This window comes from uncultured Tenacibaculum sp. (assembly GCF_947494125.1).
Taxonomy (GTDB): domain Bacteria; phylum Bacteroidota; class Bacteroidia; order Flavobacteriales; family Flavobacteriaceae; genus Polaribacter.
In genome coordinates this window covers 549784-565849 of the sequence record NZ_CANLTU010000001.1, presented here as the reverse complement: position 1 = coordinate 565849, position 16066 = coordinate 549784, and the positions used below count along the sequence as shown (strand labels likewise).

Genomic DNA, 16066 nt, shown 5'->3' with positions numbered 1-16066 from the left:
CCTACCTACATTTTTTTTACTTTTTATTATAAATAGGAAGAAATAAAAATGCTAGCCCGCCAAAAACTAAAATCATGAGCGTTTGCGCAGACCACATAACACTACCAAATGCTAATGCAGGTTTCTCTGCAATTCCAAATAGTGTAAAAGCTCCAGCTACAGCAACAGGATATAGTCCAAACCCTCCATTAGTAGCGGCTATACTAAATCCTCCTGCAATGAATCCAACTAAAATAGCCCCTATTGAAACCTCTAGCCCATTAATCGCTGGAATAGTTGCCCAAAACATAGCAATATACATTGCCCATATAAATACAGTATGAAAGATAAAAGCCCATTTCTGTTTCATTCTAAAAATACTAGTAACACCCTCAGACAAGCTTAAAATAAAGTTTTTAATTTTTAATCCTATTCCGGATTTTGCTTTTTTTACATATCTTGAAAAAATAACAAATCCTAAAAATAACAAACCAAGAATTAAAAGTATTTTGATTGGATTAAAATTCTTAATAAGCAGTTCATAAATAAAGTCAAACTGTAAGAAAAGTGTAATTGTAATAATAATAAGCATCATTATTAAATCCGCCATTCGTTCAGCAACAATAGTTCCAAAACCTTTTTCAAAAGGAATACTTTCATAACTAGTCATTACAGCTGCACGTGATATTTCACCTGCGCGAGGCAATAATAAATTAACTAAATAACCTATCAACACAGCCAGTGTAGAATTCACAAATCTAGGTTTATATCCCATTGGCTCCAATAAAAACTTCCAACGATACGCTCTAGACAAATGGCTTAAAACTCCAAAAAACAAACCTAAAGCTATCCACCAATAATTCGCATTTTTAAAATATTCTAATAAATCTTTTGGTGGTATTTTTGTAAACATATACCAAACTAAAAAACCTCCCAAAACGAGAGGCAATATAATTTTTAAAGTTTTTTTAATATTCAAAATTAAGTAAGGGTATTATCTGTTTCATTTGGAAATACTAGAGAAGGCTTAAATTTCTTAGCTTCTTCTAATTCCATAAAAGCATAAACAATTAAAATTAACACATCTCCTTTAGCTACTTTTCTTGCAGCTGCACCATTTAATGTGATTTCACCACTTCCTCTTGGCCCTGGAATTGCATAGGTTTCTAAACGTTCTCCATTATTGTTATTCACAATTTGAACTCGTTCTCCTTCTATGATACCAGCTGCATCCATTAAATCTTCATCAATGGTAATACTTCCTATATAATTTAAATCGGCACCAGTAACTTTTACTCGGTGGATTTTAGATTTTACTACTTGAACTAACATAGGGCAAAAATAGTTGTTTTTTGATAATTAATAAGTTGTTATTGATGAATTTATTTCAAACGAATATTATCAATCAAACGAATCTCCCCTGCAAAAACGGCTATGAAAGCACGGTATTTTTTATTTGATTCAATAACTGTTGCTGTTTCTAATGTTTTTTCATCTGCAATAGTAAAATACTCCAGTTCTAATAAAACTTGCTTTTTAAACTGTTTCTTAACCCATTCTGTTAACTCGTTTGCGTTTTTTATACCAAATTTTTTCTTTGCTTTCTTTAGAGTTTTATAAACAAATGGCGCCGTTTTTCTATGTTCTTTTGTTAAACGTGCATTTCTCGAACTCATCGCTAAGCCGTCATCTTCTCTATAAATAACACAACCTTTAATTTTAACTGGTATTTTATATTTTTTAACTAGTTTTTTAATAATTTGTAATTGTTGAAAATCTTTTTTTCCAAAATAAGCAATATTTGGTTCTACTATTTCAAACAATGCTTTTACTATGGTACCTACACCATCAAAATGTCCATCTCTAAATTTACCTTCCATTTGATGCTCTAAACCATCAAAATTAAAATTATTAGACACTATATTGTCTTTATATATTTCTTCTACAGATGGAAAAAAAAGTACATCGCAATTAACACTTTCTAATAATTTGACATCATTATCAAATGTTTTAGGATACTTTAATAAGTCTTCTTCATTATCAAACTGAGTAGGATTTACAAAAATACTTACTACTGAAATATCATTTTTCTCCTTTGCTTTTCTTACAAGCGATAGATGACCTTCATGTAAAGCGCCCATCGTAGGAACAAAACCTATTGATTTCCCTTCCTTCTTTTGCTTTGACAAAAAATCTTTTAATTCTAATTTATTTTTGAATATTTTCATTCTTTAATCGTTGGAATACGTGCAAAATTAGCAATTTAACACCATTTTAGCATAAAATTTCGTATTTTTGCATCTTCAATAAAAGAGACAGATTTAATGAAGGATAAGAGAATATTATATGTTTCATCAGAGGTAACACCTTATTTACCTGAAACAGAATTATCGTCTACTGCATTTAACGTTGCTAAAAATGCACATTCTAAAGGAGTTCAAACACGTATTTTTATGCCTCGTTTTGGGGTTATAAATGAGCGAAGACATCAATTACATGAAGTTATTCGTTTATCGGGAATGAATTTAATTATCAATGACATGGATATGCCCTTAATTATCAAGGTGGCTTCAATTCCGAAAGAAAGGATGCAAGTATACTTTATTGATAATGATGAGTACTTTAAGCGTAAAGCTGTTTATTCTGATGAAGATGATAAGTTGTTTGACGACAATGACGAACGTATGATTTTCTTTGCCAAAGGAGTTGTAGAGACAGTTAAAAAATTAAACTGGGCTCCCGACATTATCCATGTACATGGATGGATGGCTTCTTTACTTCCTTTATATTTAAGAGAATTTTATAAAGAGGAACCATTGTTTGCCGAAAGTAAGATTGTAACTTCGCTTTACAATAATAATTTCGATGGTGAATTAAACGGTGAGTTAGCAAATAAAATTCGTTTTGACAAAATTGAAGGAGCTAAAGTATCAACTGTAGAAACACCAAACTATATAAACATTTTAAAAAGTGCTATTGAAAACTCAGACGCTATTGTAAAAGGTAGTGAAGTTTTGCCTGATGAAATTGAAAGTTTCATTAACGAAAAAGATACTAAAATCTTAGAATTTCAATCAGAAGAAACTTTAACAGAGGCATATTTAGAATTTTATAAAGAAAACGTTTTAGAATTAAGCGAATAATAATACAAATGATTAGAAAAATTGGTGTTTTAGGTATTAGTCTGCTATGTTTTGCAGCTATTATATCATGTGAAAAAGATTTTAGTGACATTGGAAGTAGTGTTGTTAATAATACAAAGTTTGAAACTGGTGAAATTTTACTGGATGTAGAAATAACTCCTGTAGATATATCTAGTGTTAGAGCGGATAATATTGTTACCCCAACTAATGAATATTGGTTAGGAGTATACAAGAATGATAATTATAAATCAATCGAATCTTCTTTTGTAAGTCAACTTTTATATAGTTCACCTATCAAAACAGAAGATATAAAACCAGCTATTAATACTGGGGAAATTGATTCCGTTTTTGTTTTAGATAAAGTTATATTAAAGCTACCATATACAGCAACTAATATAGGTAAAGAAAGTGATGGAAAACCAAAGTTTAGATTAGATTCTGTTTTAGGAAATCCTGAAATACCTACATCAGTAAAAGTATATAGAAACGGGACTTACCTAAACACATTAAATCCAAGTAACCCTGCTGTATCTAATGATTTTGAATCTAACGCTACTTACATAGAATCTGAATTGTTAAATGAAGATGCTGTCTTCACTTTCAAACCAAGCCCTAAAGATACTATGCTAATTTTAACTAGAAATATTAGTAATGGTAATACTTATAAGGATACTATTAAACTAGACAACAAGGCTCCTTTCTTATCTGTTCCTTTAAATATGACTCGTATGAAAGAGCTTTTTTGGGATAAATTACAAGATACTGAATTTTCTTCTTTTGAAGCTTTTAACGATTATTTCAGAGGATTAATAGTAAAATCTGAAGGAACTAATGGTGCAATGGTACCTTTAAATATCCTTGGAAGTAGCTCTTCAGCTACCTTAGATTTTTACTTTACAATTACTACTTTCGAAAAGAAAGATGGTCAAGCTAGTTTAGCCTTAAAAGACACGTTAGCACGTACACTTTCTTTCCCTTTATCAGGAATGAGAAATAGTATTTACAAAATGAGTCCAAAAGTCACTCCTACGCCTACAAACAATTTTACGATTCAAGGAACTGCTGGAAATGCAGCTACCGTAAAGATTTTAGATAATGTAAAGCTTCAAGAATTAAAAGCAAACAATTGGTTAGTTAATGATGCTTCTTTAACTTTTTATATTAATCAAAATATTAATACTGATAAAAACATATTACCACAAAGGCTATTTCTTTATCAAAATATAGATAATGGAAGTGGTGGACTTACACCTACTCAAATAACAGATGCTTATAAAGAAGCAGCACTATTTGGAGGTAATATAGAATTAACAGATGATGATAAGCCTGAAAAGTACAATTTTAGAATAACAGATTATATTTCTGATTTATTAGATGGTACAACAAATGACATTTCTCCTTTAACATTAAAAGTTTATAATAATCCTACAGATAATGCTACAATAAATAATGTTTTAGACGTTAATGTAAAGACTTATAACTGGAATCCTAGAGGAGTTACATTATTAGACGGGAATGAAACTGCAAACACTACCAAAAGAGCAGTATTAAAAATATCATATTCAAAAGAAAAATAAGAAATTGTCATGTGTGGAATAACGGGGTATATAGGACATAGGGAAGCTTATCCTATTGTAATAAACGGATTAAAACGTTTAGAGTATAGAGGTTATGATAGTGCTGGAATTATGATGTATGATGGAGACGTCATGCATTTATCAAAAACCAAAGGAAAGGTTGCTGATTTAGAAGTCATAACGAACAAAGATGAAAAAAGAAAAACAGGAAAAATAGGAATTGGTCATACTCGTTGGGCAACTCATGGAGTGCCTAATGATATAAATTCTCATCCTCATTTTTCTGAATCTGGTGATTTAGTAATTGTACATAATGGAATTATTGAAAACTATGATACTCTTAAAAAAGAATTAATTACTAGAGGGTACAGTTTTAAAAGTGATACAGATACTGAAGTTCTAATTAACTTAATTGAAGAAGTTAAAAAGAACGAAGGTTGTAAACTAGGTAAAGCTGTTCAATTAGCTCTTACGAGTGTAATTGGAGCATATGCCATTGCTGTTTTTGACAAAACAAAACCTAATGAATTAATTGTTGCTCGTTTAGGTAGCCCAATTGCAATAGGTGTTGGTAAAAACAATGAAGAGTTTTTTGTTGCTTCAGATGCTTCTCCTTTTTTAGAATATACTAAAGATGCTATCTACCTAGAAGATGGTGAATTAGCTATTATAAAGAAAGATAAAGGAATAAAAGTTCGTAAAATAGATAACGATAAAGAAATTGATGCAAATATTCAAGAACTTCAACTTAGCCTAGAGCAAATTGAAAAAGGTGGATATGATCATTTCATGTTAAAAGAAATATATGAACAACCAAAAGCTATTATAGATACTTATAGAGGTAGAATGCTTGCCGATGAAGGAATTATAAAAATGGCTGGTGTTGACGATAATATATCTAAATTTTTAAATGCCGATAGAATTATTATCATTGCTTGTGGTACTTCTTGGCACGCTGGATTAGTTGGAGAATATCTTTTTGAAGATATGGCTCGTATTCCTGTTGAAGTAGAATATGCATCTGAATTTAGATATAGAAACCCAATTATTACTTCAAAAGATGTAGTAATTGCAATATCTCAATCTGGTGAAACTGCTGATACATTAGCAGCTATTAAATTAGCAAAATCTAAAGGAGCTTTTGTATTTGGTGTATGTAATGTTGTTGGTTCTTCTATCGCTAGAGAAACACACGCAGGAGCTTATACGCACGCTGGTCCAGAAATTGGAGTAGCTTCAACAAAAGCTTTTACAACGCAAATAACTGTATTAACTTTAATTGCATTAAAACTAGCACAAGCTAAAGGAACTTTATCTAAATCGGCTGTAAATACATATTTACAAACGATGCAACAAATTCCTAATCAGGTAGAGAAATTATTAGAAATAGATTCTAAGGTTCAAGAAATTGCAAGTGTTTATAAAGATGCAACCAACTGTTTATATTTAGGTAGAGGTTTTAACTTCCCAGTTGCTTTAGAAGGAGCTCTTAAATTAAAAGAGATTTCTTACATTCATGCTGAAGGATATCCTGCAGCAGAAATGAAACATGGTCCTATAGCACTTATTGATGAAAATATGCCAATTTTTGTAATAGCAACTAACAAGGGGCATTATGAAAAGGTAGTAAGTAATATTCAAGAGATAAAATCTAGAAGCGGTAAAATTATTGCTATTGTAACCGAAGGTGATGTTACTGTTAAAGAGATTGCAGATCATGTAATTGAAATACCAGATACGGAGGAAGCATTAACTCCTTTATTAACTACAATACCTTTACAATTGTTATCATATCATATAGCAGTAATGTTAGGAAAAAATGTAGACCAACCAAGAAACTTAGCAAAATCTGTTACTGTTGAATAAACAAAGAAGATTTAGTTTTAAATAATAAAAAATCCCGAGAAAATTCTCGGGATTTTTTATTAATCATCTTTTTCTAAAGTAATGTATATTGGAAAATGATCTGAAAAACCTCCTTTATACCACGGTCCTATATACGTTCTAAAAGGGCTTCCTTTAAACTTACCTCTATTAGTACGCAACCAATCTTTATTTAAAATTTTAGCTTTTAAAAAGGTATGTGAACTCTTTTCTGAATCAAAGAAATCTCTTGAAAAGATAATTTGATCAAACATATGCCATTCACCATAAAATGTTGAGGTTCCTTTCCCTTCTTTAAATAACGACTTCATAGGATTATATAAGTCATCAGTAACCAAGAAATCTTTGACACTTTCACTAGTAGGATCATCGTTAAAATCTCCCATTATAATAAATTTTGAATCCTTTTCTTTGTACTTAATAGTCTCAATAACTTCTTGAGCTAATTTAGCTGCCTTAATACGGTTTCCTTTTGTCTCTTCATCCCCATCTCTACGTGATGGCCAATGATTTACTAAAACATTGACTAATTCTCCATTTAATCGTCCAGTAACAACTAATAAATCGCGCGTATAATCTACTTCTCCTCTATCATCAGTTAAATGTAATGTATGCGTTTCAGAGGAAACAACCTCAAAAAAATCTTTATTATACACCAGTGCTACATCAATTCCTCTTTCATCTGGTGAATCATAATGAATGAAATCATAATTAAAATATGACAAGTTTTTATGCTTAATAAGGTCTTTTACAACGCTACTATTTTCAACCTCAACTAGGCCAACAAGAGCCGGTGGATAAGCAGATTGTTTATTGCCTAATTGACTAATAACTGAGGATATTTTCTTTATTTTATGGTAGTATTTTTTCTCATTCCAATTACGTTTACTTAATGGAGTAAAATCATCATCGGCAGTAAATGGATTATTTACTGTATCAAATAAGTTTTCTACGTTATAAAAAGCAACAGTAAATATGTTCTTCCTTCTTTTAATTGACATTAAATATTAATTTATGTCTCGAAAGTACAAAAATAAACTACAGTTATAAACATAAAGCTAACCTTAACTTTTTACAATATTATTATAATAATACAGATTCTATATTATATTCTTAAAAAAGCAACGGTTTCAGCTAAATTCAATATAATTTTTCAAACCAAATAATTACAATACTTCAATATTATTGAAATGTTAACTACAACTCTAGCATCAATTTTTTAACTATATAAAAACCATTTACTAATTAGACAAAAACATATAAACAACTAACGTACAGTACTTTTACAACAGTTAAACAAAACACAAACATAACTAAATTTAAAACCCTAAAAAATGAAAAAGTTATTAGTATTAGTATTTGTTACTTTAATTAGTACCTCGGCATTCTCAACAAATGAGAATCCAAACAAAAAAGAAATCAGAGCCAAAATCGTTACGCTTTTAGGAAGCCCGAACTTTACGATTAACAATGAAGTTAAAACGATTGTAGAATTTACACTTAACAACAAAGGTGAGATTGTTATCTTAAATGTTGATTGTAAAAAAACACAAATTTGTGATTATGTAAAAAGTAAATTAAACTATAAAAAAGTTTATAGCTCTATAAAACAATCATCAAACAACATTTATAAAATTCCTTTAACCATAAAGAGTAAATAAGGAATCACAAATCTCAGATAAAACAAAAGCCTCATAGAAATTTCTATGAGGCTTTTTACTATTTTTATAAGAAGTGCTTTTCTTATACTACTCCTTGATCTAACATTGCATCTGCAACCTTAACAAAGCCAGCAATATTTGCTCCTTTTACGTAGTCAACAAAACCATCAGCTTGTGTACCATATTCAACACAAGATGCGTGAATATCGTTCATAATTTGGTTTAATTTACCATCAACTTCTTCTCTAGTCCAGTTATAACGTAATGAGTTTTGACTCATTTCTAAACCAGATGTTGCAACACCACCAGCATTAGATGCTTTTCCAGGTGCAAATAATATTTTAGCTGCATTAAAAGCTTCAATAGCTTCTGGTGTAGAAGGCATGTTTGCCCCTTCTGCAACACAAATACATCCATTAGCAATTAATGTTTTTGCCTCTTCTCCGTTTAACTCATTTTGAGTTGCACATGGTAAAGCTACATCACACTTAATTCCCCAAGGTCTTTCACCTTTAAAGAATTTAGCATTTGGATATTTCTCAACATATTCATTAATTCTTCCTCTACGAACATTTTTAATCTCCATAACGAAAGCTAATTTCTCAGCATCAATTCCGTCAGCATCATAAATATATCCAGAAGAATCAGACATTGTTACTACCTTACCACCTAATTCAGTAGCTTTCTCAGTAGCATATTGTGCAACATTTCCAGATCCAGAAACAACAACAGTTTTTCCTTCAAAAGAATCTCCTTTAGTTTTTAACATGTTTTGTGCAAAATACACATCACCATATCCTGTTGCTTCAGGTCTAATTAAAGAACCTCCCCAAGCAGAACCTTTTCCTGTTAAAACACCAACGAATTCGTTACGTAATTTTTTATATTGACCGAACATAAATCCAATCTCACGTCCTCCAACACCAATATCACCAGCAGGTACATCTGTATTAGCACCAATATGACGGAATAATTCAGACATAAAAGCTTGACAGAATGCCATTACTTCTCTATCTGATTTTCCTTTAGGGTTAAAGTCAGATCCTCCTTTTCCTCCACCCATAGGTAAAGTTGTTAAAGAGTTTTTGAAAACTTGTTCAAATCCTAAAAACTTTAAGATTGATAAGTTTACTGATGGATGAAAACGTAAACCTCCTTTGTATGGTCCGATAGCCGAGTTAAACTCAACTCTATATCCACGATTTACTTGAGTTTCTCCGTTATCATCTACCCAAGGAACTCTAAACATTAAAGTACGCTCTGGCTCAACCATGCGCTCTAATAATTTTTTTCCTTGATATTTTGGGTTGTTTTCTATAAACGGAATTACAGTTTCTGCTACTTCATGTACAGCTTGCAAAAACTCTGGTTCATATGAGTTACGCTCTTTCACGTAATCCATAAATGCATTTATTTTAGATTCCATAAAATTAGTTGTTCTGTTATTATAAATTTTGACAATTTTATCATGCAAATATAATTAATTTACAATTCGTTAATTTCTATTTATAGCTTTATTTTCGGTATTTCTACAACGTTTTCGCAAACACTTTAAAAAGCAGTTATTTTTTCGCAAAAAAGCGTAAATTTGCAGCTTAACTTTTGGAAAGATTATGTTAGATAAAGTAAAAGAACTTATTGGGGATGTACAAACCTTTAAAGCTACTACTAAAGATGAAGTAGAAACTTTTAGAATTAAATATTTAGGAAGTAAAGGTTTGTTAAAAGATTTATTTGCTGAATTTAAAAATGTTGATGCTGAATTACGTAAAGACTTTGGTCAAGCATTAAACAATTTAAAGAAATCTGCCGAAGGTAAAGTTGCTGAATTAAACGATGCTTTAGATAATGCTGTTGAAGAAAAAGGTATCTACGGAGATTTAACACGCCCGTCTGAACCTATCAACTTAGGTTCTCGTCACCCAATATCTTTAGTAAAAAACCAAATCATTGAAGTTTTTAATCGTATCGGGTTTACTGTTTCTGAAGGTCCAGAAATTGAAGATGACTGGCATAACTTTACAGCATTAAATTTACCAGAATATCACCCAGCACGTGACATGCAGGATACTTTCTTTATTGATAAAAATCCTGATACTTTATTAAGAACACATACCTCATCGGTACAAGTACGTTATATGGAAAACAACGAACCTCCAATTCGTACAATTTCTCCAGGACGTGTATTTAGAAACGAAGATATTTCTGCAAGAGCTCACTGTATATTTCACCAAGTAGAAGGTTTATACATTGACACGGATGTTTCTTTTGCCGATTTAAAACAAACGTTATTATACTTTACCAAAGAGATGTTTGGTAAATCAAAAATCCGTTTACGTCCATCGTATTTCCCATTTACTGAGCCAAGTGCTGAAGTAGATATTTACTGGGGATTAGAAACAGAAACCGATTATAGAATTACTAAAGGAACAGGTTGGTTAGAAATTATGGGATGTGGTATGGTAGATCCTAACGTATTAAAAAATGCAAACATAGATCCTACTAAATATTCTGGATATGCATTTGGAATGGGTATTGAGCGTATTGCTATGTTATTGTATCAAATACCAGATATTCGTATGTTTTACGAGAATGACAAACGTTTCTTAGAGCAATTTAAATCTGTTATTTAGTTTTAAGAATTTACATAAAATAAAAGACGAAAGCGTTAAAAAACTTTCGTCTTTCCATTTAAAATAATCTCAAATGAGAAAAGATATTGAAATTCCAGTAGTTAAAAATGTTGAGATAGCTATTGTATTAGAAAAAAACGAGCAAGATAATGGTGATGAATGGGGAGTTTACATCATTAACAGAAAAGACGTGGCTATAGAGATGGTTGTAATTGTTTCACAAGGATTTTCTGAAACAAAAACCACTTCTTTATTCCGCAGAAAGATTGATGTTTTACCAGCCAACTCTTTCTCTAAATTTGAAATTATGCAACCTGAGTTATTCACTTTAGACAATAGATTTCAAGTTAGCTTTTTTGAAAACAATCAACTACACGACAAAACTTTTATCTTTCAAGAAGGAACTATCCAAGAAGGATTTTTAAGAGATATTGATATTTTAGAGAAAAAGGGAATTCTTATTAAATAAGAACTTTTCAAATAAAAAATAAAACAAAAGAACGATACTTGTGAATAAAACAGTATCGTTCTTTTTTTGCACTCGCTTTTAGTACATTAGCCAAAAATAGTTTTATGCTGTCAGACATTCAGAGTTTAGTTGCCCAATTTTCTTCTTGGATTTGGGGAATTCCTTTATTAATATTACTAATTGGTGGAGGGTTATATTTATTTATCTACTCTGGATTAGTTCCGTTTCGATATGTTGGTCATGCTATTGCTGTTTTAAGAGGTAAATACGACAAACACGATTCTCCTGGAGATTTATCACATTACGAAGCCTTGTCATCTGCCATAGCAGCTACTGTAGGTATGGGTAATATAAGTGGTGTTGCCATTGCCATTGCAACTGGTGGTCCTGGGGCTATTTTTTGGATGTGGGTAAGTGCTTTTGTGGGTATGGCTACCAAGTTTTTTACCTGTAGCTTAGCTGTAATGTATCGTGGTAAAGATGAAGATGGTAATGTAAAAGGAGGCCCTATGTATGTTATTACTGAAGGTTTAGGAAAAAAATGGAAGCCTTTAGCAGTCTTTTTTGCTACCGCTGGTTTAGCAGGTACACTCCCTGCCTTTCAAGCAAACCAATTAACACAAACACTGGTAGATGTTTTTAACGTACATAAATCCAATGAGTTTTCTGCTAAATTATTATTAGGAATTTCAATAGCTATTATTGTATCCTTAGTAATTTTTGGTGGAATTAAAAGAATTGGAAAAGTAGCAGGAAAGCTAGTTCCTATAATGGTCGTTATTTATTTAGTAACGGTTTTATGTATTCTATTTTTAAAAATAGAAGAAGTTCCATCGATATTCTCATTAATCTTTACCGATGCTTTTACAGGGAAATCGGTATTAGGAGGTGCTTTAGGAGCACTAATTATTACTGGTGTAAGAAGAGCAGCTTTTTCTAATGAAGCTGGTTTAGGAACCGCACCTATGATGCACGGTACTGCTAAAACAAAAGAACCAATCCGTGAAGGTTTGGTTGCGATGCTGGGACCAGCAATTGATACCTTATTGGTATGTACCTTAACTGCCCTAGCAATTTTAGCCTCTGGTATATGGAAAGGTTTTGAAGGTAACGGAATTACCATGACATTGGCTGCTTTTGATTCTGTACTGCCTTATAATTCTGGTAGTGTTATTTTAACCATTTGTGTATTAATATTCGCTTTCTCAACCTTATTTACCTATTCTTTCTATGGTTATAGTTGTTTAAGTTATTTAACTAGTACTAAAATTGGGAAATACTACAATTATATTTATGTGTTTGTAATTGTAATAGCCTCTGTTATTAAATTAGATTTTGTAATTAATTTAATGGACAGTGCCTATGCTTTAATGGCTATTCCAACCGTTATTTCAACATTAATCTTAGCTCCAAAAGTTAAAAAAGCGGCTACTATTTATTTTCAGAAGTTAAAGACGAATTCTTTTTAACAAGACCCCCTATAATTTTTGAAGCTACTGAGTCTATTACTTTTTGAGTATTTTTAACTTCAGAATTAAAAGCCCCGTTATCTTTTAGAATATCTTGGGTTGTTATTGCTGTTTTCAAGTACCAATCGTTCCATGCAGTAATAATTGCTGTTTGGGTTTGTAATGAATCTCCTTTGCTTAAGGCTAGTTTACTTTGTTTTTGTTCTTCTTTTAATCTAGCAATAGCAGCTTTCTCAATGTCTTTTAAAATTGAATTGGCTGTTTTCTCATCAGCATTAACTAATGAATAAGCAGAAGCCAACGAAGCTACTCCAACGTTTTTCAAAGTTGTTTTTGATACTTTATCTATACGGTCATTATCAGTATGGTAAAACTGATCTGTAAAATGCCAAAATAAAACACTCGGAATGTTTGCTTTTAAAAACGGCACATGATCACTTCCTCCTTCAAAAGGATTGGTATTCACTACCCAATTTGCATGTTTTCCTTGCTCTTTAAACTTATTTATTAAAAAGTCATTTAAATAATGAGGTTTCATTTGGCTCAACTTCATTTTTTGCCCTCCCCATTCTGTATGCTTGTCATTTCCTCTAGTCCAAATAGCACTTGGATCTGGCATTTTTTCAATTAAAAAAGTCCCACCAGTTTTCTCAGTGTCTTCTCCTACCATATCTAGAGAGATTCCCCATTTAATATCTTTGGCTCTTATACTATCTTCTTTTACATATCGGTTGGTAGAAACAATTTCATCTCCCCATAAAAAAGTTAAGGTTCTATTAGGCGCAAATCTTTTTTGCTCTTTCAGTTTTGCTGTAAGTGTAGCCATTTCTAAAGCAACTCCAACACCAGTGGCATTGTCGTTTGCCCCTGGTTCTTGTATGTGTGCACTAAAAACCAATCGCTCTTTAGGATATGTATTCCCTTTAATATCAGCAACAATCGTTAGCTCTTCTGACGGGTAAATATTCGTTTCAATTTTTACATTTAAAACAACTTTACCTACCTTCAACGTAGCTTTTAATTTTTCTTTTGCTTCGTATGACATGGCTATTGCCCATGATTTTACTTTTTCATTTAATGGAATTGAACGAAACTGAATAGAAGTGGTGTTTTTTTCTGGCTGTAAGTATTTAGGGTTGCTATAGGTAATTAATCCAGCAGCTCCACTTTTTACAATTGCCTGATTAAAAATTCTATACGGACTTGTTTCTGCAAAAACAATTTTACCTTTTATATCTAAAGTTTTCAACTTCTTTAAATCCTTTACATAAACTACCTCAGCGGTTATCCCTTCTTTAGGGGTGCTATAAGAATTTAAAGCAATCATATTTCTGTTGGTGTTATGCTGCAATAATGTTGTGCTATCTCCAACTATTTTTACCGAAGCATTAACAGATTCCCAAGTAGGTTTCTCTAAGGGTCTTTTTTCTATTCTATAGGTTAAAGAATCGTTACTCGTGGCTTTTTCTTCTATAATAAATCCAGACTTTTCTAATTCTTCAGCTATTTTATATACACTTTTATTAAAACCTGTATTCCCAACAACACGCCAATATTTTTCTACAAACGATGTTGTTTCGTAGGCTAAATCTCCTGTAAATTCTTTATTAAGAACATCGAAATAATTTGCAGGCTTTAACGCTTGAATTTCTTTCTCTTGCTTACATGCTATAACAGTTATAGCAAATACCATGACTAAAAGTATATTTTTAAACATAACTATTTTTTAAAAAAGTTTAAAAATACATCAAATTCTCGTGTTCAAGTAATCTAAAGAAAAAGATTCTTTGAACACGACGTGGTGACACTTTCTTATAAGCACGAAACCGTCAGCGAAGCTCGCTGATGCTTTCTCACAAAAACAAAAGCGTCAGCGAAGCTCGCTGATGCTTTCGCGTAAAAACAAAACTATCAGCGAAGTTCGTTGGTGCTTTCGTGTAAAAACAATAGCTTCCCCGAAGTTCGCTGACGATTTCGTACAACAACAAAAGTTCCCTGCTGATTCGTTGATAGATGCTAAGAGTTTTGAATGTTTATTCTGAAGTTTTTAAGTTATAATTCTTTCTCAACTAGTACTTCTTGCTCAAAAACCAATCCTTCAAAACCAGTTTGCATAAAGTTTCGAATGTTTTGATGGTCTGTTCCGTTAGGATTTTCTAGTGCATCTTTGAAATAATACTGACCAAAGCACGCCAAAGTTTCCTCTTTTGTAAGTTGTTGTTTTATAGCAAAAGCAAATACTTTACAAGAACCTAAATTTTCGGTAGCACTATTCTGTAGGTTTCCATTTTTAAAAGCTGAAGGTGTAAATTCATACAAGCTTTCTATAATTGCCATAGTTTCAGTAAAAATAATAGCTGTTGGTGTTGTTTTTAATTTATGCGTAAAGTCTGCTAAGGTCATTTTAAATTCTTTTGCTGCAAAAGAATAAAAAGATTCCTTGAAAAACGAAGGAACTATAATTTTAAACAGACTTCTCTTTATTGTTACTTTCTAAAATAGAAACGAATGCTTTTAAGTACAATATAAAAACTAATAGCTATTACTATTAAAGCCCACATCCAATAGGTGCCAAAAGTGTTTTCGGCAATGGCTTGTGTATCTGAATTTTGTACTTGCCCTCCTCGTACAAACTGTTTGGTAAACAAATAGTTTAACTGTAGGTAACTACTTAAAACTGATTGCATTCCTAAAAACAATAAGGTACCTACTTCTATTTTTTTATTTTTTAGAAAAGTGATGATTATAAAAAGGACTGCAAAGGCTCCTAATATAATAACACCCCAATACGAGCGTATCCATACAATTAAAGAAAGTACAATCATTCCTATTAAGAACCGTAATAAGATGCTTGCACTCTTGGTGTATTTTGCTCCGGCTATTAATACGGCACCTGCTATTGCCGGCCCCAACAAACCTCCTAGTGCTACAATTGCATTCCCTATAGAAATGGGCATAAATGCATTGCTTAATGTATAATAAGCAACTCCTCCTCCGTTCTCATATATTTCTAAATATTTAAAACTTCCTCCAACACAAATAGCTGTAAGCCCATGCCCCATTTCATGAAACCAAGTTCCTAACAATCGAAAAGGATATTGAGCTATAGCAAAATAAGGTAATTGGAGTAATAAGAATACTAAAACTGCAATGGCAAGGATTATATAGTTAAGTTGTTTTGTCATTTTCTTTAATTAAGCTGTGCTAAAATAAATAATAGATTTACTTCTTTATTCATATTTTTTAAAAAT

The 16066-nt window shown here is 31.5% G+C and carries 15 protein-coding genes; 7 read left to right on the top strand and 8 right to left on the bottom strand.

From position 1 onward, the window contains the following. Positions 1-16: 16 nt before the first annotated feature. From Q0881_RS02510 to panC, 3 genes are read right to left on the bottom strand one after another with little or no spacing between them, the layout of a single operon-like run. Positions 17-958 carry a lysylphosphatidylglycerol synthase transmembrane domain-containing protein gene (locus Q0881_RS02510; RefSeq protein WP_299156634.1) on the bottom strand — a complete coding sequence of 314 codons (942 nt, stop codon included), beginning with the start codon at positions 956-958 and terminating at the stop codon, positions 17-19. 2 nt (positions 959-960) lie between these two features. Then, positions 961-1311, bottom strand: a complete 351-nt coding sequence (panD, locus tag Q0881_RS02505) for an aspartate 1-decarboxylase (protein WP_299156633.1) — start codon at positions 1309-1311, stop codon at positions 961-963. Positions 1312-1361: 50 nt separating this feature from the next. Beyond that, a complete protein-coding gene (panC, locus tag Q0881_RS02500) occupies positions 1362-2207 on the bottom strand; it encodes a pantoate--beta-alanine ligase (RefSeq protein WP_299156631.1) in 846 nt (281 codons plus the stop codon). A 96-nt stretch (positions 2208-2303) separates the two neighbouring features. On the opposite strand from panC, the gene Q0881_RS02495 reads away from it, so the two are divergent. From Q0881_RS02495 to glmS, 3 genes are read left to right on the top strand one after another with little or no spacing between them, the layout of a single operon-like run. After that, positions 2304-3122: a glycogen/starch synthase gene (locus Q0881_RS02495; protein ID WP_299156629.1), complete on the top strand. Its 819-nt coding sequence runs from the start codon at positions 2304-2306 to the stop codon at positions 3120-3122. Between the two features lie 8 nt (positions 3123-3130). Next, the gene (locus Q0881_RS02490; protein ID WP_299156627.1) at positions 3131-4699 is read left to right on the top strand and encodes a DUF4270 family protein; all 1569 of its coding nucleotides are present in this window, start codon (positions 3131-3133) and stop codon (positions 4697-4699) included. A 9-nt stretch (positions 4700-4708) separates the two neighbouring features. Next, on the top strand, positions 4709-6565 hold the full coding sequence (gene glmS, locus Q0881_RS02485) for a glutamine--fructose-6-phosphate transaminase (isomerizing) (RefSeq protein WP_299156626.1): 1857 nt from the start codon (positions 4709-4711) through the stop codon (positions 6563-6565). A gap of 59 nt (positions 6566-6624) precedes the next feature. Here the strand turns inward: glmS and Q0881_RS02480 are convergent, their stop codons facing one another. Further along, positions 6625-7584, bottom strand: a complete 960-nt coding sequence (locus Q0881_RS02480; RefSeq protein WP_299156624.1) for an endonuclease/exonuclease/phosphatase family protein — start codon at positions 7582-7584, stop codon at positions 6625-6627. A 333-nt stretch (positions 7585-7917) separates the two neighbouring features. Here Q0881_RS02480 and Q0881_RS02475 point away from each other — a divergent pair, with 333 nt between their 5' ends. Further along, a complete protein-coding gene (locus Q0881_RS02475; RefSeq protein ID WP_299156622.1) occupies positions 7918-8244 on the top strand; it encodes a hypothetical protein in 327 nt (108 codons plus the stop codon). 82 nt (positions 8245-8326) lie between these two features. On the opposite strand, the gene gdhA is transcribed toward Q0881_RS02475, so the two are convergent. Continuing rightward, on the bottom strand, positions 8327-9670 hold the full coding sequence (gene gdhA, locus Q0881_RS02470) for an NADP-specific glutamate dehydrogenase (RefSeq protein WP_299156620.1): 1344 nt from the start codon (positions 9668-9670) through the stop codon (positions 8327-8329). 187 nt (positions 9671-9857) lie between these two features. Here gdhA and pheS point away from each other — a divergent pair, with 187 nt between their 5' ends. The 3 genes from pheS (at position 9858) to Q0881_RS02455 (ending at position 12815) form a co-directional block, all read left to right on the top strand. Further along, entirely contained in the window at positions 9858-10877 is a 1020-nt protein-coding gene (gene pheS, locus Q0881_RS02465) for a phenylalanine--tRNA ligase subunit alpha (RefSeq protein ID WP_299156619.1), read from the top strand. Positions 10878-10950: 73 nt separating this feature from the next. Continuing rightward, positions 10951-11346: a hypothetical protein gene (locus Q0881_RS02460; RefSeq protein ID WP_299156617.1), complete on the top strand. Its 396-nt coding sequence runs from the start codon at positions 10951-10953 to the stop codon at positions 11344-11346. Between the two features lie 104 nt (positions 11347-11450). Beyond that, complete coding sequence (locus Q0881_RS02455; protein WP_299156615.1) at positions 11451-12815, top strand: alanine/glycine:cation symporter family protein; 1365 nt, start codon at positions 11451-11453, stop codon at positions 12813-12815. Here Q0881_RS02455 and Q0881_RS02450 read toward each other — a convergent pair. The 3 genes from Q0881_RS02450 to Q0881_RS02440 all read right to left on the bottom strand — a co-directional run bounded on the left by Q0881_RS02450 (position 12778) and on the right by Q0881_RS02440 (position 16000). Continuing rightward, a complete protein-coding gene (locus tag Q0881_RS02450) occupies positions 12778-14532 on the bottom strand; it encodes a M28 family peptidase (RefSeq protein ID WP_299156614.1) in 1755 nt (584 codons plus the stop codon). The genes Q0881_RS02455 and Q0881_RS02450 overlap by 38 nt on opposite strands. 335 nt (positions 14533-14867) lie before the next feature. Then, positions 14868-15218 (bottom strand): HopJ type III effector protein, encoded by a 351-nt coding sequence (locus tag Q0881_RS02445; RefSeq protein ID WP_299156612.1) that lies wholly within the window; start codon positions 15216-15218, stop codon positions 14868-14870. Positions 15219-15301: 83 nt separating this feature from the next. Then, positions 15302-16000: a M50 family metallopeptidase gene (locus Q0881_RS02440; protein ID WP_299156610.1), complete on the bottom strand. Its 699-nt coding sequence runs from the start codon at positions 15998-16000 to the stop codon at positions 15302-15304. Between the last annotated feature and the right edge of the window lie 66 nt (positions 16001-16066).

What these genes read in the sequence shown, in the direction of transcription:
- pheS (WP_299156619.1), top strand. Translation starts at nt 9,858, where the DNA reads ATGTTAGATAAAGTAAAAGAACTTATTGGGGATGTACAAACCTTTAAA.
- glmS (WP_299156626.1), top strand. Translation starts at nt 4,709, where the DNA reads ATGTGTGGAATAACGGGGTATATAGGACATAGGGAAGCTTATCCTATT.
- Q0881_RS02475 (WP_299156622.1), top strand. Translation starts at nt 7,918, where the DNA reads ATGAAAAAGTTATTAGTATTAGTATTTGTTACTTTAATTAGTACCTCG.
- panD (WP_299156633.1), bottom strand. Translation starts at nt 1,311, where the DNA reads ATGTTAGTTCAAGTAGTAAAATCTAAAATCCACCGAGTAAAAGTTACT.
- Q0881_RS02445 (WP_299156612.1), bottom strand. Translation starts at nt 15,218, where the DNA reads ATGACCTTAGCAGACTTTACGCATAAATTAAAAACAACACCAACAGCT.
- Q0881_RS02490 (WP_299156627.1), top strand. Translation starts at nt 3,131, where the DNA reads ATGATTAGAAAAATTGGTGTTTTAGGTATTAGTCTGCTATGTTTTGCA.
- Q0881_RS02450 (WP_299156614.1), bottom strand. Translation starts at nt 14,532, where the DNA reads ATGTTTAAAAATATACTTTTAGTCATGGTATTTGCTATAACTGTTATA.
- panC (WP_299156631.1), bottom strand. Translation starts at nt 2,207, where the DNA reads ATGAAAATATTCAAAAATAAATTAGAATTAAAAGATTTTTTGTCAAAG.
- Q0881_RS02455 (WP_299156615.1), top strand. Translation starts at nt 11,451, where the DNA reads ATGCTGTCAGACATTCAGAGTTTAGTTGCCCAATTTTCTTCTTGGATT.
- Q0881_RS02495 (WP_299156629.1), top strand. Translation starts at nt 2,304, where the DNA reads ATGAAGGATAAGAGAATATTATATGTTTCATCAGAGGTAACACCTTAT.
- Q0881_RS02460 (WP_299156617.1), top strand. Translation starts at nt 10,951, where the DNA reads ATGAGAAAAGATATTGAAATTCCAGTAGTTAAAAATGTTGAGATAGCT.
- Q0881_RS02440 (WP_299156610.1), bottom strand. Translation starts at nt 16,000, where the DNA reads ATGACAAAACAACTTAACTATATAATCCTTGCCATTGCAGTTTTAGTA.
- Q0881_RS02480 (WP_299156624.1), bottom strand. Translation starts at nt 7,584, where the DNA reads ATGTCAATTAAAAGAAGGAAGAACATATTTACTGTTGCTTTTTATAAC.
- gdhA (WP_299156620.1), bottom strand. Translation starts at nt 9,670, where the DNA reads ATGGAATCTAAAATAAATGCATTTATGGATTACGTGAAAGAGCGTAAC.